Below are 18,514 nucleotides of genomic sequence, written 5' to 3' on the forward strand. Positions count from 1 at the left end.
GCTTAGCAATATGCTACAAATCAAACAAGCTAGGTAACCATAAGCTTAATTGCGGAATATAAGTAACCAAGAAAAGTGCAATAATCATTGCTATAAACAACGGCAACAAGGGTTTAAATACCTTTTCAATGGTTGTTTTGGCCACACCTACCCCAACAAATAAAACAGACCCGACAGGTGGTGTACATAAGCCAATACAGAGATTCAATACCATTATAATCCCGAAGTGAACAGGGTCCAAACCTAATTTAGTGACCACTGGCAAAAATATGGGAGTAAAGATTAACACAGCAGGGGTCATATCCATAAAAATACCCACAAACAACAACAATAAGTTAATGATCAAAAGAATAACAATCTTATTATCACTTAGGCTTAAAAGTCCGGAGCTGATATCTTGGGGAATATTTTCATAAGATAATGCCCAAGACATACACATAGACGACCCGATCAATAGCATTACAATTGCCGTTGTTGCAGAAGAATCCAATAAAATTTGAGGCAATTTTGGCAAGGTGATCTCTTTGTAAATAAAGCCAAGAACTAGACTATACAATACCGCAATGGCAGATGCTTCTGTAGCCGTAAAGATTCCTGTAACAATACCACCAATAACCACAACCAACATAAAAAGACTAGGTAAAGCATCGATAAACGTTTTCCCTACTTCTTTTAAACTACTTCGTTTTCCTACTTTATATTTCTTCTTTTTTGCCCAGAAAGCTGCTACGATCATTAGAAATAATCCCGTCATTATTCCGGGGATATATCCCGCTAGAAACAGTGCTGCAATAGATGCACCACCACTGGCTAAAGAATAAACTATTAATACATTACTTGGAGGTATAATTAAACCGGTTGTTGCGGAAGTTATATTGACCGCTGCCCCAAACTCTTTAGAATAGCCTTCTTTTTCCATCTCAGGACCTAAGATACTACCCATAGCAGAAGCAGATGCCATTGCTGATCCCGCAATTGCCCCCATTAACATAGCCGCTATGACGTTTATTAATGCCAATCCGCCAGGAAAAGAACCTACCAATGTCTTTGCAAAAGCGATGAGCCTATGGGCTATACCTCCCTTATTCATGAGCTCGCCCGATAATACAAAAAATGGAATCGCCAACAAGGCAAAACTGTCCAGACCTGTAGCCATTCTTTGAGATACCGTTGTAAACGCAGGCATTGCAGGTATACTAACCAACATGGTCAGTAAAGATGAAATTGCTATACTCCAAGCTACAGGAGTACCAATAGACAATAAGCATATGAAGCTTAGTACTAAAACAATAATCGGTAAATGCTCCATCATGAGTTGATATTTTTGAGGTCAGATATTTTGTAATACATAATCAACAAACCGCTGATTGGAATTATAAGGTAGACCACTGCAAGAGGTAATTGCAGCGCCGGTGATTGTTGCCCTAGCACATAAGAGATATATACTAATCTGGACCCACCTATTACAAAGGCGAACAAAACAAATAGTATAATTAATATGGTGACTATTATCTTTAATTTTTTCTGTGTCTTTTCAGTTTGCCTAAGCGGTAGAATATCTATCGCAACATGTAAATTTTTACCAGAAACATATGCAGCTCCCAGTACTCCGATCCAAATCATTAAAAAACGTGCTAGCTCATCTGTAAATGAACTAGGGTTGCCGGTTACGTATCGTGTAAAAACTTGCCAAAGTACATTGATGACCATGACGGCCATAATAAGTACTAGTGCCTTGCCTAAAACGGAATCTATTTTATTTCGCATAGTAAACTATTTGGTTTCTTGAATTTGTTTGATAAGCGGGTATATTTCTTTATCATCTTTATAGCTTTCAAAAATACCTGCTACTTTTTCTGCAAAAAGAGATTTATCTGGTCTCGTAATTTCAACACCTGCTTTTTGCACTTCGCGCAAAGCTTCCGCCTCGGCCTCAGCCCAAAGAATACGTTGATATTTTACAGATTCCTTTACTGATTCATTCAACCATTTCTTCTCTTGTTCATTCAACTTATCATAAGCATATGTACCTATCAATAAAACATCTGGCAGAACGGTATGTTCATCTAAGGAGTAGTACTTACAAACTTCATAATGTCTAGAAAGGTAAAAACTGGGTGGATTATTCTCGGCACCATCTACCACACCTTGTTGTAAGGATGTATATAACTCGCCCCATGAAATAGGTGTTGGGGAACCACCTAATGCCTTAACCATATTTACGGCCGTAGCACTTTCCATAACTCTTATTTTCTCACCCACTAAATCTTCAGGTTTTTCAATTGGTTTGTTCATCGTGTAAAAACTACGGCTGCCGGCATCATAATATCCTAAGCCCTTTAACCAATATTTCTCTCCTTCGTTCAACAGCATTTCACCAATTGGTCCGTCAAGCACATTGAACGAATGCTGACGATCTCTAAAAAGAAATGGTAGTCCCAGCACCTTCATTTTGGGAGCAAAATTTTCTAATACACCTACAGATACTTTCGTCATATCTAAACTACCGATTTGCAATAGTTCTAAACACTCTCTTTCAGTACCCAACTGTTGACTTGGGTAAATTTCAAGTTTTAATCTACCACCAGATCTTTCAAACAAATCTTCACTCATTTTAACCATTGCCTTATGCACAGAATGGCTAACATCTAGTCCGTGACCCAAACGTAATGTTTTTACATCAGTTTGAATTTCACAGCCAAAAAAGGGTATTACCAGAATAAAGAGCAGTAATAATTTTATACTTTTCATAGAAATGTTTTAAACGGATAAGAATAGACCGATACTTTTTGATTAAAATTTGAAATATTCCTTGGCATTGTTATAACTAATATCCTGTATTATTTTACCCACCAATTCAAAATCTTGGGGTAGTTCTCCCCTCTGCATTTCTTGTCCAAATAGGTTACAAACTATTCTTCTAAAATACTCATGCCTTGGGAAGGAAAGAAAGGACCTAGAATCTGTCAACATTCCTATAAAGCAGCTAATTAAACTCATATTTGATAATGCATTCAATTGTCTGGTCATCCCATCTTTTTGATCCATAAACCACCAACCAGAGCCAAACTGCATTTTGCCTTTTATTTTACCATCATTATAGTTACCAATCATGGTGGCTAGAACTTCATTATCCGCAGGGTTTAGATTGTATAATATAGTTTTGGTAAGCTTGTCTTTAGAATCCAAAGCATTTAAAAAGCTCGAAAGGGTTCTTGCTTGCGAATAATCCCCTATAGAATCCCAGCCCGTATCCGGACCAAGAATACGGTTCATTCTAGCATTATTATTACGTAATGCGCCAAGATGAAATTGCTGTATCCATCCGCGAGAATGATATTGCTCACACAAGAATAATAATATAGCGGTTTGAAATTTTTCGTCTTCTTCCAAAGACAATTGTTTATTTTCTACCCTCTTTTGAAAAATGTTTTCAATCTCGGCATCTGTAAACATTCTGAAAGGCACATAGCTTAAACCATGATCAGAAAGCGTACATCCATTTTCTTCAAAGTTATCTAAACGGAGTAAAAGGGCGTCGCACAAAGATTTGTATGAGTTAATATTTACTTTACTAACTGCAGATAACTTCTCTAGATAATCTAAATACGAATCGTTTGAAATCACAATAGCCTTGTCTGGTCTAAAAGCAGTACTCACTTTTACATTAAAATCACTCTGCTTTAATTTGACATGGTTATCTAGGCTATCAATAGGATCTTCTGTAGTACAAATAACCTCAACATTCATTTTGTTAATTAGACCTTGACAGCTATACTCAGACGTTTGAAGTTTTGCAGTAGCTTCGTCGTAAATATCATTTGCGGTATCTCCATTTAACAACAGGTCAATATTAAAATAACGCTGCAGTTCTAGATGTGTCCAATGATATAACGGATTTCTTAATGTGTACGGCACTGCTTTACCCCATTCAAGAAACTTCTCTTTATCTGGAGCGTTTCCGGTAATATATTTCTCATCAATACCAAATGTCCTCATGGCACGCCATTTATAATGGTCGCCGTCATTCCACACTTTTGTCAAATTCTCAAAATGTCTATTATTCGCAATCTCATCTGGTGGTAGATGACAGTGGTAATCTATAATAGGCATTGGTGATGCATATTCATGAAATAATCTCTGCGAGAATTCATTCTCTAAAAGAAAATCTTCTTTGATAAATGTGTTATTCTTTATAATGGAACTACTCATTAATTTAAATTTGTAGGGTTTAAAATTCTTGGCTATTCTTTAATAACAAGATATCATCCGTATTAATCCCTGTAAAAAAATCATGGATATTATGGATTAATTAAAATTTACTGACCTAACCCAATTTGACTATTCTGAAGATAGATTTAGCGATAAACTATAGATTCAAAATAAACAAACTAATTATGTAATCGATTACACAAATATATCCTAAATTACAGATTTAGCAAGTAAATAGATTATAAATGTGATAAAAAATAATTTTTAAAAGAATATTTATCTAATTCTTAACGGTATTCTTCATAAGCTTGAATTATACACAAATCTTTTATTGATAAAGTTTATTTTTTGATTTTGAAAGATGAAATCCGCTTAATTCTCTGCCAATTGCGAAAAAAAGGGTTCAAAACACCCTAACATCGTTAAATTGTTCATAAATACTATTATCTAATAGTATCATAACTATATACAATTGACAAAGAATTGCGTAATTTGAATATTATGTTAACTTTGAAAAAAAAGAAGCAAATGGAGTTACTTGAAAAAGCTCAAGAATTTATAGGTCGAAAAATGAGTAATATGTCTACTAGTGACCGAGTAGAAGCGTCAAGAGAGGCAAAAGCACTTATTTTAAGTATTAACGAAATATACAAGGAAACGAAAGATTCTAACTTAATGGATGTAATGAAAGAAGTTACAGTCAAAAAGAAGAAGATTGAAAAACGATTGAACGGAGTACCTTTAGTATAATTTAGTTTGGAATACAGACTTGTTATAATTTCTTTTAAGAGTTTAATTGAAATAAAAAAATCCCTTGAATTTGTTCAAGGGATTTTTTTATTTCAATACTATTTGTAGAATCTATACACCTATACTTTATACAATTTCTGCACTAAGCCCTGCTTGCAGTAATTTAGAACATTTTGGTTTCAGCTCTTCATACTCGCCAGTCTTAACAGTACACTTACCTTTATAGTGTACGATTAATGAACATTGCTCAGCCTGCTCAGGCGAATGTTCACATACAGACATTAATGTATTTATAACATGATCAAACGTATTGACCTCATCATTAAAAAGTACGATTTCATTCTGTTGAACTGTTTCTTCTTCTAAAAGTAACTCTTCGGAAATTTCTTCTCTTGTGCTCATCATATTCCAATTAATACCCTCTAATTTACATATTTTGCGGCAACCCAATTATTACGTTCAAGATTTTTTTTGAACTCTAAAGACAAATCAGCGCATTTTTGCGAAATCATATTTAAATCCTCAGAATAAAAACCACTTAACAATAAAACACCGCCTGTATTTAGAGATTTTGCATAACTAGGTAAATCTGCCAACAAGATGTTTCTATTGATGTTTGCAATAATTAAGTCGTACTTCTTACCCTCAAGAAAGGCAACATCGCCTTCATAGACAGAAATAAAGCCCATACCGTTACGTTCAACATTCTCTTTTGCATTCAAATAACACCAATTATCAATATCGATGGCATCTATTGTAGTAGCGCCGCGCATACCGGCAAGTATTGCCAAAACACCAGTACCGCTACCCATATCTAAAACAGTTTTCCCTTTTACATCTAACTGCAGAATATGCTGCAACATCATATGGGTTGTTTCATGATGACCCGTACCAAAACTCATTTTTGGTTCTATAACAATGTCATACTCTACGCTAACAGCCTTATGAAAAGGAGCTCTTATCATACAAATATCATCAACGATGATAGGTTGAAAATTTTGCTCCCAAGTGGCATTCCAATTTTCCTGCTCAATTTCTTTATAGTCATAAGTAAACTTATATCTATGATTATGTAAAATTGGCAAATCTTTTAACATACCATCAGACCAATCAGTTTTTTGAATGTATGCCAAAACATCATCATCTTCTTCAATAAAACTCTCAAAACCAACTTCACCCAATTCCGCAATTAGAAGGTCTGAAGCTGGATCTTTGGGTTCTACCGTAAATCGGTATTCAATATATACTGTATCGCTCATTTAAAAATACTAGCTTAAATAGCTTTTATGATAGCAATAAAATCGTCCGCAACTAAAGATGCACCACCAATTAAACCACCATCAACATCTGGTTTAGAGAAAATTTCTTCGGCATTACCTGGCTTAACACTACCACCGTAAAGAATAGTTACGTTGTTTGCTATTGTAGCATCAAAAGCCTCTGAAATAGTTTTACGGATCAATGCGTGCATTTCCTGAGCTTGCTCAGGAGAAGCCGTTTCACCAGTACCAATTGCCCATACAGGCTCATAAGCCAAAACAATTTTAGACCAAGCAGATGGTTCTAAATCAAAAAGAACGTTCTTTAACTGACTCTCAACTAGATTAAAGTGATTTCCAGATTTACGATCTTCTAATTCTTCACCAAAGCAAAACATAACGCGTATACCTTTGTTCAAAGCAGTTGTTACTTTCTTTGAAAGAATTTCATCATCTTCGCCAAAATAAGCTCTTCTTTCAGAGTGCCCGATAATAGCAGTATCAATACCGATATTCAATAACATATCCGCAGAAATTTCTCCGGTAAACGCCCCGCTTTCAGCATAATGCATATTTTGGGCTATAACCTCAATCTTAGAACTTTCTAAAGCATGAACCGCACTTGTTAAATTTACATATGTTGGCGCTACCATAACTTCTGCATTGGTATCTGGTAATTTTGCAGATAACTCTGCTAAAAGTGTTTCGGTCTCAGCCAAATTTTTATTCATCTTCCAGTTACCTGCTACTATCTTTGCTCTCATGTTGTTTTTGTTTCTAATTATATTATTTCAATGTAATATCTTAATTGAAGATTAAATCTCCTATATCGTTATAATGTACTTTCTGTTTTATGGTACCTTTTTCTAAAACCAATACTCCCGGATTCGATCGAACAATGGTTTTCAATGTTGTTTCATCTGTAAAGTAAAAATCAAAATCCAAACTATATTCTTTAATCAAAGCATTTGTTTGGTCAGGACCAGATGCTGACATGCCTATAACTTTATATCCAGCTTTTATAGCCTTATCGGCTATTGATTTTATATTCTTGAACTCTTCTAAGTTCGATTTTCTTAAATCGTAGGCTATGACCATAACCAATTTAGGTTCTTGTAATAAAGACGCCGCAAAATCTTCGCCCGCTTGCTCTATGGTAAAATCATGAACAGGTGGCTCATAACCAGCCTGAATCTCTTCGGTTTCTACATCTACAAAATCACCATTTACAGTAGGATAATCTCCTGTAGTAACATGAATTTCTTCTTTACCATTTACATTGAACTTCCATTTGTACTCAAAAATAGCTTTTGGGGCATCTTCTGGAGTACTCATACCCTCTTCAATATTTTTTCCTATTTCATAAGGTCTAAAATCTATTACTGGCAAATGATTTAATACATAGTATACGTAACCTACACAAGCAAAAAACGACACCGTTAATGCGGTCATCAACACTTTTGAATTTACTAACGGTGTAATGTATTTTCTTCCGAAATAAATAATCAATATCAAAACTAACAGTACTACATCTTTAGTAAAAGACTCCCAAGGTGTCAGTTTTATGGCATCACCAAAGCAGCCGCAATCGGTCACTTTATTGAAATACGCGGAATAAAAAGTCAAGAAAGTGAAGAACACGATCATTGCAATCAATGTCCATACGGTAATTTTTCGCTTATACCCAAGTATCAGCAATACACCTACCATAACTTCTACGATGACCACAAGTATTGAAATAGCTAATGCGAACGGAGTTAAAAAAGGAAGATCTAAAACACCTTGACTAAAGTATTCCTCTAACTTAAAAGAAAAACCTACAGGGTCATTCAATTTTATAAATCCGCTTATAATAAAAAGTATACCAACAAAAATTCTAACGACCCCTACTAAATACTTCATTCTTATTATTATTTTTCTGATTCTGAACCTAGGTGTATTAATGCAAAAACCGCATAATTGATCATGTCTTGATAATTGGCATCGATACCTTCACTCACCAAGGTCTTACCCTTATTATCTTCTATTTGTTTTACACGAAGTAGTTTCTGTAAAATTAAATCTGTAAGTGAACTAACTCTCATATCTCGCCAAGCTTCACCATAATCGTGATTCTTGTTCAGCATCAATTCTTTGGTAATTTTAATATGCTTAGCATAAAGGGCAACTGCTTTTTCGGTAGTTAAATCAGGTTGATCGGCAACACCTAATTCAAGCTGAATTAAAGCCATTACAGAATAATTTATGATACCAATAAACTCTGATCGCTCACCTTCATCAACCTTACGTACGTCATTTTCTTGAAGACTACGTATGCGCTGTGCTTTTATAAAAATTTGATCAGTTAATGATGGTAATCGTAAAATGCGCCAAGCACTACCATAATCTGACATTTTTTTTTGGTACAGATTTAAACAAACCTGAATGACCTCATCGTATTCCTTTGCCGTATCTAGCATGTAATTCTATCTAATTTGTGTAAATTTCGCTTAAAAAATTGTAACCATCAAGATAGATGGTTTAAACTTGGAAAATGCCACAATTTCCTGATAATAATTGATAATGACCATAAATTGCAACGGTAAACTTATATCACTAGACCAGCCTAAGGTAATGGGCATTTTAAACGTTACTCCAGATTCTTTTTTTGATGGCGGAAAATACAAAGACGAATCTAGTATTCTACATCAGGTTGAAAAAATGCTTAATGAAGGTGCCACCTTTATTGATATTGGTGCCTATAGTTCTAGACCCGGAGCTTTAGAGGTAGATGAAGCAACCGAATTAAAGCGAATTACACCCATTGTCAGTTTAATTCTAGAAAAATTCCCTGATACTATCCTTTCCATTGACACTTTTAGAAGTAGCGTTGCTAAAGCATGCATAGAAAAAGGTGCTGCCATTGTCAATGATATTTCTGCGGGATTACAGGATGAGAATATGTTATCTACAGTTGCAAAATTGAATGCACCTTATATAATGATGCATATGCGTGGCACGCCACAAAACATGCAAAAACAAACAGATTACGAAGATATTCTAAAAGAAGTACTCCACTATTTTTCCAAAAGATTACTGGCAGCAAAGGCTTTAGGAATAAAGGATATTATTATCGATCCAGGTTTTGGTTTTGCAAAGAACTTAGCCCAAAACTATAAGCTTTTAAATCAAATGGAAGTCATGAATATCATTGAACACCCAATATTAGCAGGCATAAGTAGAAAATCGATTATTTACAAAACATTGGGCACCAATGCTGACCAGGCATTAAACGGATCAACGGCTCTACATATGATTTGCCTACAAAAAAGTGCTAAAATACTACGCGTGCATGATGTTAAAGAGGCTATGGAATGTGTAAAACTTCATGAACAATTAAATGCCTAAGTTTATATGAATTTCTTGTCAACTAATTTCTTAATTTTACTAAAACGGTACTGATTGGATTTTTTAAATTTTCTTGACTTTAAGATTACGGATGTTCTTGACATCATCTTTGTCGCCGTACTTCTTTACTACATCTACAAACTAGTTAGAGGGTCTGTTGCCATCAATATATTTATTGGAATAGTTATAGTTTGGGCTTTTTGGAAATTGACCGAATTATTAGATATGCAAATGATCAGCAGTATGGTCGGTGCATTTATGCAAGTCGGACTTATTGCACTCATCATAGTTTTTCAGCAAGAGATCAGAAAATTTCTTTTAATGATAGGCTCAACCAATTTTGCCAATAAAAGAAATTTTGTAAAGCATTTTAAATTTTTAAAACAAGAAGGTTTATCTACCGATACCGATGTAGATGCTATACTAAAAGCCTGTGAAAAGATGGCGAGCAGTAAAACGGGAGCTATTTTGGTTATTGAAAGAAACAACTCCCTAGATTTTATTAAAAGTACGGGAGACCGCATGAATATTGAGATCAATCAACCAATTTTAGAAAGCATCTTTTATAAAAATAGCACATTACATGATGGTGCCGCTGTTATCGTTGGAAATTATATAGTTGCTACCAGGGTAATTTTACCTGTCTCCAATGAGCGTAATATTCCGCTTCGTTTTGGCTTACGACATAGAGCAGCTGTGGGTATCAGTGAAAAAACCGATGCAATAAGCATTGTGGTTAGTGAGGAAACCGGACTCATCTCTTACATTAAAAATGGAGAATTTGTGCTGTATGATTCCATCACGCAATTAGGGAATATGCTTAAACAAGATTTGGTGTAATGAATTGTAAGAACTGCCAAAGCAACTTAGATAATGATAATAATTATTGTCCTGATTGCGGTGCTAAGGTAATACGGAACAGACTTACAGTGAAGAATCTGATCAATGATGCCACTGAACGATTTTTCAATGTTGACAATACCTTTCTCATAACTTTCAAACACCTTTTCACAAAACCAGATGAAGTTATTGGTGGCTACATTAAAGGTGTTAGAAAAAAATACTTAAACCCTATCAGCTATTTTACAATAGCAATTACTTTTGGAGGATTATTCGTTTATGTGTACACGGAATTCTTCCCTAATGCATTAGATTTTGATTTTAGGTATGAAAATTCTTCGTCTTTAACCGAAGCTGAAAAATTTGGACAAGATATTCAGAAGAAATGGAATACATACCTATTCAAATACCAAAGTCTCTTTTACATAGCTATGCTTCCATTTTTAGCATTGATTTCTAGACTTGTATTTATCAATAAAAAAAAATTTAACCTTAGCGAACATTTTGTTATAAACATCTATGCTTACTCTCATTTATCCATAATCATCAACACCGTTTATATGTTGGTTTTATGGAATTCCAAATTGCTTTACTACGTTTCCATAGTCAATGTGGTATTTCAAATTGGCTTCTTCACATGGGTATTTTACAAACTTTTTAATTTGACCATTAAGCAGACCATATTAAAACTTTTACTCTTTCTTGTTTTATTCGCTGCGGTTTGTTTTGTGCTATTTATAATTGGGATGGTCTATTTAGCCCTTTTCACCGACTCTTTTCAGAAAATGGCTTCTTAATTACGCTACCTCCTCAGCTAAGAACTGAGCTTCATAAAGATTACTATAGTAACCACCTTTTTTAAGCAACTGTTTATGTGTACCGGTTTCTACGATGTTACCGGCATCCATTACAATAATCTTATCTGCTTTTTTAATCGTAGCCAAACGGTGGGCAATTACAATAGAAGTTCTGCCTTGGGTAATTTTATCTGTAGCTAATTGTATTAACTGTTCAGAATAAGTATCGACAGAAGATGTTGCCTCATCTAAAATTAAAATACTAGGGTTACTAACGTATGCTCTAAGAAAAGCAATCAATTGTCGCTGACCGCTTGAAAGCATAGTACCTCTTTCTTTTACATTGTAATGATAACCACCAGGCAGACTAGAAATAAATTCATCTACACCAATAGCTTTTGCAGCATTCTCAATATCTGCAACAGTGATATTAGGGTCTTTAAGAGAAATATTATTGGCGATGGTATCGGCAAACAAAAATACATCTTGTAACACTACGGCAATATGCGATCGCAACGAAGCTAAATCATAATCTTTTATATCCACACCATCAACGGAGATAGCGCCGGAATTAATTTCATAAAATCTATTCAACAAATTAATGATCGTACTTTTTCCTGCACCTGTTGCACCAACAATAGCAACGGTATCCCCTGCCTTTACATCAAAAGAGATTCCGTGTAAAACCTCTTCATCCTCTAAATATCCAAAATGTACATTATCAAAACTGATATCACCATTTACGGTTTCCTTTTCAAAAGAACCTACATCTTGTATATGGCTATCGGTATCTAATATCTTAAATACTCTATTAGCTGCAACCATACCCATTTGTAGGGTATTGAATTTATCTGCAATTTGACGAAGCGGTCTAAAAAGCAAATCTATCAACATGATAAAAGCGAAAATAGTACCTGCTATATCCGTAGAAATATTGGCAACATTTTGCAAACCTCCATACCATACAATTAACCCCACGGTAATAGAAGAAACAATTTCTGCGATAGGAAAGAAAATGGAATTATACCATACCGTTTTCAACCAAGCCTTTTTATGTTTTTCATTTATTTCCCTAAACTTGTCGCTCTCAATTTTTTCCCGGGTAAACAATTGAACTATTTTCATACCCGTTATACGTTCCTGAACAAAGGAATTTAGATTAGAAACCTCTGCCCTAACCTCTGTAAAAGCAACTTTCATGGCTTTTTGAAACCACCTTGTAGCATATACGATTATAGGTAATAATGCAAAAACGATAAGGGAAAGCTTCCAGTTGATAAAAAGCATTACCATTGCAGCAACCACCATTTTCAATAAGTCTGCTACAATAACAAAAAATCCTTGACTAAAAATTTCACCAATTCGTTGCATATCGGCAACAGCCCTGGTCACCAAAACCCCTAAAGACGAATTATCAAAATAGGTCATTTTAAAGGAAAGCATCTTTTTGAACAAGTTGATACGCACATCTCGTATAACGGATTCTCCCAACCAATTGGCGTAGTAGTTAAAAGCCAGCTGACATATTACTTGGCCAAGTAACACTACCAACATGGCAATGGTTAAATAAAGAAGCATCTCATCATTACTGCCCTTAATAGCTTTATCTATGATTTGTTTTACGATCAAAGGTGTAAGAATGGCAAAACCGGATAATGATATAGCAGCCAAAGCAACGCCATAAAAAGTGATTTTGTACGGTTTTGTGTAGGCGAGTAAGCGTTTAAAAAGACGAGTGTCAAATGCTTTGCCAGAATCCTTATCCATTCTTTAAAATAGTATTGGGGTAAACAATAGAGGTCAAATATAGTCCTTTTGCAGGAACAGAAACACCTGCTTTTGTTCTATCCTTGCTTTTTAATATGGTATTAACATAGTCTGCCGGGTATTTACCTAATCCCACATTAATTAAGGTTCCCACAATGGCTCTCACCATGTTTCTAAGAAATCTATCTGCAGTAATTGTAAAAACAAGTTTGTCATCTACCAACTTCCAATGTGCTTCCCGTAAATCACAAATATTGGTAAAAACATCTGTATTGGATTTTGAAAAACATTCAAAATCTTTTTTACCCAACAACAATGCTGCCGCGATATTCATCTGTTCAATATCTAAATCTTTCTTTACAAAATGAGCCAGATCAGTAGCAAACGGATTCTTCTTTTTATCAATATGATATTCATAGGTTCTAGCCGTAGCATGAAAACGGGCATGTGCATCTTCTTTCACCTCAAATATGCGATCAACAGCAATATCATTAGGTAAGAAAGAATTTAATCTAAAAACATATTCTTGAATATTTTCTAAGGTATCAACATCAAAGTGAGCATACATCTCTTTGGCGTGAACACCCGTATCCGTTCGACCGGCACCCATGAGTGAAACCTTAGCATTTAAAAGCTTAGACATACCATTCTCTAGTACTTCTTGTACGGTTATGGCATTTGGCTGATTCTGCCAACCATGATAAGCTTTACCGAAGTATGAAAATTGAATGAAGAATCTCAAAAGGATGTGTTAGTTTTGTATCGCACAAAGGTATTAAAAAGGATACGTTTTAACATTGAATTGATTAAGCTGTAATTCTAAACTTTAAAATATCAATTCTAAGAAATTAATTACCTGTAAAATTAAATCTTTATATCCCCATAATTAAAAATAAATATGACCAAAATACTCTTACTTTCCGACACTCATTCACATATAGACGATGCTATTTTAAAGCATGTTAAATGGGCAGATGAAGTATGGCACGCTGGCGATATTGGCTCTTTAGAAGTTACTGATGCCATTGCAAAATTAAAGCCATTAAAAGGTGTACATGGAAATATTGATGACCATATCATTCAAAAAGAATTCCCGGAAAACAACAGATTTTTCTGCGAAGGAGTAGATGTTTTAATCACCCATATTGGTGGATACCCACCTAAATACAATATTAGAACAAGAGATATTATAAAGGAAAATCCGCCAAAATTATTTATTTGTGGACACTCGCATATTTTAAAAGTAATGATGGACAAAAAATTAGGCGTTTTACATATGAATCCTGGAGCATGTGGAAAACATGGTTTTCATCAAGTACGCACCATGTTACGTTTTGTAATTGAAGGTGACAACATTAAGGACTTAGAGGTTATAGAATTGGGTAAAAGATAAAATACAGGATTTTGTTAATTAATCAAACCCTGTATCTAGCTAATTAATACTCAAACGAAATACCTAAAGAAAATGTGCCGCCATCATAAACATTTTTACGCTGAACTAAAAAGCCGGCGTAATCAGAATATTGAGCTACCACATTAAAATGGTCGGTCACCTTATACATTGAAGTAATACCGTAATTGGTGAAAGTAGTACCCTCACCAAATAAGAACGAACCACTTTGTACATTATTTTCAGAAGATAAACGTTCTTGAATTTTCAATTTTCCAATAAGATACAGCTTATCAAAGAACAAATTTCCTAACTCAACCCCGGCTTGAAATTGGTTACTGAATCCTTCAGTTCTAAAATTTACACTTGAAAATGCCGATGCATATGTTTTGCCGTTATCAAAACCATGAGATGCCGCAAGTGTGGTCCAAACATTGAACTCACCATCAGAAACAGGTAAATTTATTTCATCAAATTGACCAAACGCATTAGCATTTTTAGATTGCGCAAAATTACTACCATCATTAGTAGGTATATCTAAAGCCACTTGTAACGATAATGGGAAGCTTTTTAAAAGTTTATATTTTACACCCAATTGAATATTGCCTACTCCGCCTACAGTTTCCGTAGTGCTAAAACTATTTAAGCGCACCAATGGTAAATCAAGAATTGCCGTAAATCTATCAGATATTCCATATTCACCATAAATTAATAACGCACTAGTATTAAAAGTACTTCCTTGATATGCCAATGTACCTTCTGTGGTATAGTAGTTATTAGAAGAGAAATGAGCCGCAGATGCCTGAACATAAAATCCTTTTGCCTCTCTCGTCCATCCACTTTGTGCCTGAGCATAAAAAGTAAATAAGCAACAGCAAATGACCATGATGTTTTTTATATTTTTCATAATTCTGTGATATTAAGTTACAGGGATAGAGTAACCCCTATAAAAAAGCCTTTGGGAGACATAGAAAAACAGAATCATGTGTCTCTATTCCCAAAGGCGGTAATACATTATATTAGTTTAAAGCAACATTACCAAATGGTATGTTAGCAGTAGCACACCATAGTATAATGTGCGTATATTTAGCATCTGGGGCAGTATCTAGCTTAATGAACATTTCACCATTGTCAGCCACGTTACCAATTAACATTAAATCTGGATTTCCGTTTGCAGGATCAGCGGTAAATACTTCAGAGGTAGATAAAAAGATACCTACAGTACCCGTACCCAACTCAGTAGTAAAGTCATCTGCAAAACGAACAAAGTTTGCATCGTCAGTATCAACACCTACTTCAACCAACCCTTGTGTAGGCGTACCACTTTCAGCAACTAGATTACCACTTAAGGTCACCATTAAATCACCTACCGGCAATGACGAATCTACTTCTACTGTTTCAGTTTCAACTACCGTTTCAGTAACTGTTACTACTTCACCATCATCATCTGAACAACTGATAAAAAAAGTTGTAATAACACTAGCTAACAATACAAGAGTAAATTTTCTGTTCTTCATAATTTTAATTTTTAAAATGTTTAGTTTAAAACCGGTAACTAACGACTATCGTTAGCCTTGCTGTTTCTTGGGACAAACATAGAAATGGGGTATCACGAAGAATTCAAGAAAAAGTAAACAGTTTATCACATTAGGAAGAAAAGTTGCAATAGTTTTGTGATATTTAAAGAAGATACAATAGTTGCCAAGAAAAATCAGGGCATAAAAAAACCCGGAAACTACCCCGGGTTTTAACGCACTAATACTACTAAGATTATAGGCTTAACGCAAGCGATCAACAGATTTTACAAGATCTTCATCCTTCTTTATAGCTCTATTTGCAAGAACCAAAAAAATGATAGAAAATACTGGAATCAGCATCCCAATACCCTTCTCAGAGACCAAGGTCTCTCCGGATAAGTTTAGTGATCGGTAAACGAAAAATCCTAATAAAAAAACATTCAATATCATGTTCAGCCTGTTAATGACAAACTGAGATTTTCTATTTTTAAATTGTACTATAGCCCAAACAGCTAGAACAGTACTTGCGTAAAAGGAAATAGAAATAAGCATTTCATTATTTGCAAATACCTCAACACCATTGATATCTATCCATAGGTTAAAGAAGAACGGTAGAACACCCGTAAGTATTGCTACAACTATCAAATAAAGGCTTTGTATTCTTTGAATCATAAATCAATTACCAGTTTACGGTGCAAAAATACATGTCTTTTCAAAAAATATACCCCTTTTATTCAAAATAATTTGTAATATTGCTACGTTATCACGTCATAACACCTACCACTAAGGAAATTATCTCCTTAAGATTATCCAAATAAAATAGTTACTTCTTATCAATACAAACTACTTATAATTTATTCTACTACTTAATGTTTGAGATTTCAGATTTAAAATCAAAAAAGCTACCTGAGCTTCAGGAAATTGCTAAAGGACTAAAGGTTCCTAAATTCAAGACCTTAAAAAAACTAGATCTAGTTTATCAGATTTTGGACGTACAAGCAGCGAATCCGAAAGTTGCCGCAGCTATCGTTCCTGCTGCAACAGAAGAGGCTAGCAAACCTACCGAAACAAAACCGAAACCTAAGCCTAGACCTAGACCACGTGTTGCCAAAAACACGAATAAAGAGGTTAAGGCAACAGCAAAACCAGCTCAGGAAAAAACTACTACTGAGAAAGTAGCTCCGGTAAAGAAAGAGAATACGACGGAAAGTGTTGCTAAAGAACCTGTAGAACAAAAAAGGCCAAGACCAAGGCCAAAGGCTGCAAACCAGCCCAATAAAAAGAATTCTAATCAGAATAACAATCACAATAAAAAACCTAATCCCAGATCTAATCATGACAAAAGTAATTTTGACAAAGATTTAAAAAATAGGTACAAGGAACCAGAGTATGAGTTTGACTCCATTATTGCTAGTGAAGGCGTATTGGACATCATGCAAGACGGCTACGGATTTTTACGTTCTTCTGATTATAACTATCTATCATCACCAGATGATATTTATGTTTCCCAATCGCAAATTCGTCTTTTCGGTTTAAAAACCGGAGATACCGTATTGGGTAATGTAAGACCACCAAAAGAAGGTGAAAAATATTTTCCTCTTATTAAGGTGAATAAAATTAACGGTATAGACCCTCAGATTGTTCGTGATCGTGTATCATTTGAACATTTAACTCCGTTATTCCCTCAAGAAAAATTTAATTTAGCAGAACGCCAAAGCACTATATCTACTCGTATTATCGATTTGTTCTCGCCTATTGGCAAAGGACAAAGAGGTATGATCGTATCGCAACCAAAGTCTGGTAAAACCATGCTTTTGAAAGATATTGCGAACGGTATAGCGGCAAATCACCCTGAAGTATATCAAATTATATTACTAATTGATGAACGCCCTGAAGAGGTAACCGATATGCAGCGTAATGTACGTGGTGAAGTTGTAGCTTCTACCTTTGACAAAGAGCCAACAGAGCATGTACGTGTAGCAAACATCGTTTTAGAAAAAGCAAAACGTTTAGTTGAATGTGGTCATGATGTGGTAATTCTTCTAGATTCTATAACACGTTTAGCAAGAGCATACAATACTGTTCAACCAGCATCTGGTAAAGTATTAAGTGGTGGTGTTGATGCGAATGCCCTACACAAACCAAAAAGATTCTTTGGTGCTGCCCGTAATATAGAAGGTGGCGGATCATTGTCTATTATTGCTACAGCTTTAACAGAGACGGGATCTAAAATGGATGAAGTTATCTTTGAAGAATTTAAAGGCACAGGTAACATGGAGCTTCAATTAGATCGTAAGATTGCTAACAGAAGAATTTTCCCTGCAATTGACCTTACTTCTTCCAGTACACGTAGAGATGACATGTTATTGGACGAAAACACCTTACAACGCATGTGGATCATGCGTAAGTACCTTGCAGATATGAACCCGGTAGAAGCTATGGAGTTTATAGAGCAACGTTTTAAACAAACTAAGAATAACGAAGAGTTCTTAATGACAATGAATCAATAGAACTATTTCAACGATTATAAAAAAATCCCGATTTCTAGAAGAAATCGGGATTTTTTCTTTTACACTCTTGTCGTATTGATATACA

The 18,514-nt window shown here is 34.8% G+C and carries 20 protein-coding genes; 6 read left to right on the plus strand and 14 right to left on the minus strand.

The window, feature by feature from the left end:
• Positions 1 to 13: 13 nt before the first annotated feature.
• The 4 genes from SJY30_RS09370 to uxaC are packed head-to-tail and all read right to left on the minus strand — an operon-like array spanning position 14 to position 4,212.
• Entirely contained in the window at positions 14 to 1,309 is a 1,296-nt protein-coding gene (locus tag SJY30_RS09370; RefSeq protein ID WP_396635320.1) for a TRAP transporter large permease, read from the minus strand.
• On the minus strand, positions 1,309 to 1,767 hold the full coding sequence (locus tag SJY30_RS09375) for a TRAP transporter small permease (protein ID WP_396635286.1): 459 nt from the start codon (positions 1,765 to 1,767) through the stop codon (positions 1,309 to 1,311). The genes SJY30_RS09370 and SJY30_RS09375 overlap by 1 nt, the downstream gene beginning before the upstream one ends.
• 6 nt (positions 1,768 to 1,773) lie before the next feature.
• Complete coding sequence (locus tag SJY30_RS09380) at positions 1,774 to 2,751, minus strand: TRAP transporter substrate-binding protein (protein WP_396635287.1); 978 nt, start codon at positions 2,749 to 2,751, stop codon at positions 1,774 to 1,776.
• A gap of 42 nt (positions 2,752 to 2,793) precedes the next feature.
• Positions 2,794 to 4,212 carry a glucuronate isomerase gene (uxaC, locus tag SJY30_RS09385; RefSeq protein WP_396635288.1) on the minus strand — a complete coding sequence of 473 codons (1,419 nt, stop codon included), beginning with the start codon at positions 4,210 to 4,212 and terminating at the stop codon, positions 2,794 to 2,796.
• A gap of 528 nt (positions 4,213 to 4,740) precedes the next feature.
• On the opposite strand from uxaC, the gene SJY30_RS09390 reads away from it, so the two are divergent.
• Positions 4,741 to 4,962, plus strand: a complete 222-nt coding sequence (locus tag SJY30_RS09390) for a hypothetical protein (RefSeq protein WP_036157855.1) — start codon at positions 4,741 to 4,743, stop codon at positions 4,960 to 4,962.
• Between the two features lie 126 nt (positions 4,963 to 5,088).
• On the opposite strand, the gene SJY30_RS09395 is transcribed toward SJY30_RS09390, so the two are convergent.
• The 5 genes from SJY30_RS09395 to SJY30_RS09415 are packed head-to-tail and all read right to left on the minus strand — an operon-like array spanning position 5,089 to position 8,680.
• Complete coding sequence (locus tag SJY30_RS09395; RefSeq protein WP_036157852.1) at positions 5,089 to 5,364, minus strand: ATP-dependent Clp protease adaptor ClpS; 276 nt, start codon at positions 5,362 to 5,364, stop codon at positions 5,089 to 5,091.
• A gap of 20 nt (positions 5,365 to 5,384) precedes the next feature.
• Positions 5,385 to 6,221, minus strand: coding sequence for a 50S ribosomal protein L11 methyltransferase (gene prmA / locus SJY30_RS09400; RefSeq protein WP_396635289.1), 837 nt, complete (start codon positions 6,219 to 6,221; stop codon positions 5,385 to 5,387).
• A 14-nt stretch (positions 6,222 to 6,235) separates the two neighbouring features.
• A complete protein-coding gene (gene tpiA / locus SJY30_RS09405) occupies positions 6,236 to 6,985 on the minus strand; it encodes a triose-phosphate isomerase (RefSeq protein WP_396631967.1) in 750 nt (249 codons plus the stop codon).
• A gap of 40 nt (positions 6,986 to 7,025) precedes the next feature.
• Entirely contained in the window at positions 7,026 to 8,123 is a 1,098-nt protein-coding gene (locus SJY30_RS09410; protein WP_396631968.1) for a BT_3928 family protein, read from the minus strand.
• An 8-nt stretch (positions 8,124 to 8,131) separates the two neighbouring features.
• A complete protein-coding gene (locus SJY30_RS09415) occupies positions 8,132 to 8,680 on the minus strand; it encodes a DUF1599 domain-containing protein (protein ID WP_396631969.1) in 549 nt (182 codons plus the stop codon).
• Between the two features lie 103 nt (positions 8,681 to 8,783).
• Here SJY30_RS09415 and folP point away from each other — a divergent pair, with 103 nt between their 5' ends.
• Genes folP through SJY30_RS09430 form a run of 3 tightly spaced genes read left to right on the plus strand, consistent with a single transcriptional unit; the run spans position 8,784 to position 11,245 of the window.
• Complete coding sequence (gene folP, locus SJY30_RS09420; protein WP_396631970.1) at positions 8,784 to 9,608, plus strand: dihydropteroate synthase; 825 nt, start codon at positions 8,784 to 8,786, stop codon at positions 9,606 to 9,608.
• Between the two features lie 54 nt (positions 9,609 to 9,662).
• Positions 9,663 to 10,448, plus strand: coding sequence for a diadenylate cyclase (locus tag SJY30_RS09425; protein ID WP_396631971.1), 786 nt, complete (start codon positions 9,663 to 9,665; stop codon positions 10,446 to 10,448).
• Complete coding sequence (locus tag SJY30_RS09430; RefSeq protein ID WP_396631972.1) at positions 10,448 to 11,245, plus strand: DUF3667 domain-containing protein; 798 nt, start codon at positions 10,448 to 10,450, stop codon at positions 11,243 to 11,245. Before SJY30_RS09425 ends, SJY30_RS09430 begins: the two co-directional genes overlap by 1 nt.
• On the opposite strand, the gene SJY30_RS09435 is transcribed toward SJY30_RS09430, so the two are convergent.
• On the minus strand, positions 11,246 to 13,012 hold the full coding sequence (locus SJY30_RS09435; protein WP_396631973.1) for an ABC transporter ATP-binding protein: 1,767 nt from the start codon (positions 13,010 to 13,012) through the stop codon (positions 11,246 to 11,248). It lies immediately after the preceding gene.
• Positions 13,005 to 13,754, minus strand: a complete 750-nt coding sequence (gene truA, locus SJY30_RS09440) for a tRNA pseudouridine(38-40) synthase TruA (protein ID WP_396631974.1) — start codon at positions 13,752 to 13,754, stop codon at positions 13,005 to 13,007. Before truA ends, SJY30_RS09435 begins: the two co-directional genes overlap by 8 nt.
• A 156-nt stretch (positions 13,755 to 13,910) precedes the next feature.
• Here truA and SJY30_RS09445 point away from each other — a divergent pair, with 156 nt between their 5' ends.
• The gene (locus SJY30_RS09445) at positions 13,911 to 14,405 is read left to right on the plus strand and encodes a metallophosphoesterase family protein (protein ID WP_396631975.1); all 495 of its coding nucleotides are present in this window, start codon (positions 13,911 to 13,913) and stop codon (positions 14,403 to 14,405) included.
• A 43-nt stretch (positions 14,406 to 14,448) separates the two neighbouring features.
• Here the strand turns inward: SJY30_RS09445 and SJY30_RS09450 are convergent, their stop codons facing one another.
• From SJY30_RS09450 to SJY30_RS09460, 3 genes are all read right to left on the minus strand, one after another.
• Entirely contained in the window at positions 14,449 to 15,309 is an 861-nt protein-coding gene (locus SJY30_RS09450) for a hypothetical protein (protein ID WP_396631976.1), read from the minus strand.
• A 112-nt stretch (positions 15,310 to 15,421) separates the two neighbouring features.
• Positions 15,422 to 15,919, minus strand: a complete 498-nt coding sequence (locus SJY30_RS09455) for a hypothetical protein (RefSeq protein WP_396631977.1) — start codon at positions 15,917 to 15,919, stop codon at positions 15,422 to 15,424.
• A 261-nt stretch (positions 15,920 to 16,180) separates the two neighbouring features.
• Positions 16,181 to 16,591 carry a DUF4293 domain-containing protein gene (locus SJY30_RS09460; RefSeq protein WP_396631978.1) on the minus strand — a complete coding sequence of 137 codons (411 nt, stop codon included), beginning with the start codon at positions 16,589 to 16,591 and terminating at the stop codon, positions 16,181 to 16,183.
• Between the two features lie 197 nt (positions 16,592 to 16,788).
• Between SJY30_RS09460 and rho the strand changes: the two genes are divergently transcribed.
• Positions 16,789 to 18,429 (plus strand): transcription termination factor Rho, encoded by a 1,641-nt coding sequence (gene rho, locus SJY30_RS09465; protein WP_396631979.1) that lies wholly within the window; start codon positions 16,789 to 16,791, stop codon positions 18,427 to 18,429.
• The last annotated feature ends 85 nt before the right edge of the window (positions 18,430 to 18,514 follow it).

The organism is Maribacter sp. R86514, assembly GCF_044597005.1.
GTDB lineage: Bacteria > Bacteroidota > Bacteroidia > Flavobacteriales > Flavobacteriaceae > Maribacter.

Coding starts and splice junctions, on each gene's coding strand:
- SJY30_RS09370 (WP_396635320.1), bottom strand. CDS start 1,309: ATGGAGCATTTACCGATTATTGTTTTAGTACTAAGCTTCATATGCTTA.
- SJY30_RS09375 (WP_396635286.1), bottom strand. CDS start 1,767: ATGCGAAATAAAATAGATTCCGTTTTAGGCAAGGCACTAGTACTTATT.
- SJY30_RS09380 (WP_396635287.1), bottom strand. CDS start 2,751: ATGAAAAGTATAAAATTATTACTGCTCTTTATTCTGGTAATACCCTTT.
- uxaC (WP_396635288.1), bottom strand. CDS start 4,212: ATGAGTAGTTCCATTATAAAGAATAACACATTTATCAAAGAAGATTTT.
- SJY30_RS09390 (WP_036157855.1), top strand. CDS start 4,741: ATGGAGTTACTTGAAAAAGCTCAAGAATTTATAGGTCGAAAAATGAGT.
- SJY30_RS09395 (WP_036157852.1), bottom strand. CDS start 5,364: ATGAGCACAAGAGAAGAAATTTCCGAAGAGTTACTTTTAGAAGAAGAA.
- prmA (WP_396635289.1), bottom strand. CDS start 6,221: ATGAGCGATACAGTATATATTGAATACCGATTTACGGTAGAACCCAAA.
- tpiA (WP_396631967.1), bottom strand. CDS start 6,985: ATGAGAGCAAAGATAGTAGCAGGTAACTGGAAGATGAATAAAAATTTG.
- SJY30_RS09410 (WP_396631968.1), bottom strand. CDS start 8,123: ATGAAGTATTTAGTAGGGGTCGTTAGAATTTTTGTTGGTATACTTTTT.
- SJY30_RS09415 (WP_396631969.1), bottom strand. CDS start 8,680: ATGCTAGATACGGCAAAGGAATACGATGAGGTCATTCAGGTTTGTTTA.
- folP (WP_396631970.1), top strand. CDS start 8,784: ATGACCATAAATTGCAACGGTAAACTTATATCACTAGACCAGCCTAAG.
- SJY30_RS09430 (WP_396631972.1), top strand. CDS start 10,448: ATGAATTGTAAGAACTGCCAAAGCAACTTAGATAATGATAATAATTAT.
- SJY30_RS09435 (WP_396631973.1), bottom strand. CDS start 13,012: ATGGATAAGGATTCTGGCAAAGCATTTGACACTCGTCTTTTTAAACGC.
- SJY30_RS09445 (WP_396631975.1), top strand. CDS start 13,911: ATGACCAAAATACTCTTACTTTCCGACACTCATTCACATATAGACGAT.
- SJY30_RS09450 (WP_396631976.1), bottom strand. CDS start 15,309: ATGAAAAATATAAAAAACATCATGGTCATTTGCTGTTGCTTATTTACT.
- SJY30_RS09455 (WP_396631977.1), bottom strand. CDS start 15,919: ATGAAGAACAGAAAATTTACTCTTGTATTGTTAGCTAGTGTTATTACA.
- SJY30_RS09460 (WP_396631978.1), bottom strand. CDS start 16,591: ATGATTCAAAGAATACAAAGCCTTTATTTGATAGTTGTAGCAATACTT.
- rho (WP_396631979.1), top strand. CDS start 16,789: ATGTTTGAGATTTCAGATTTAAAATCAAAAAAGCTACCTGAGCTTCAG.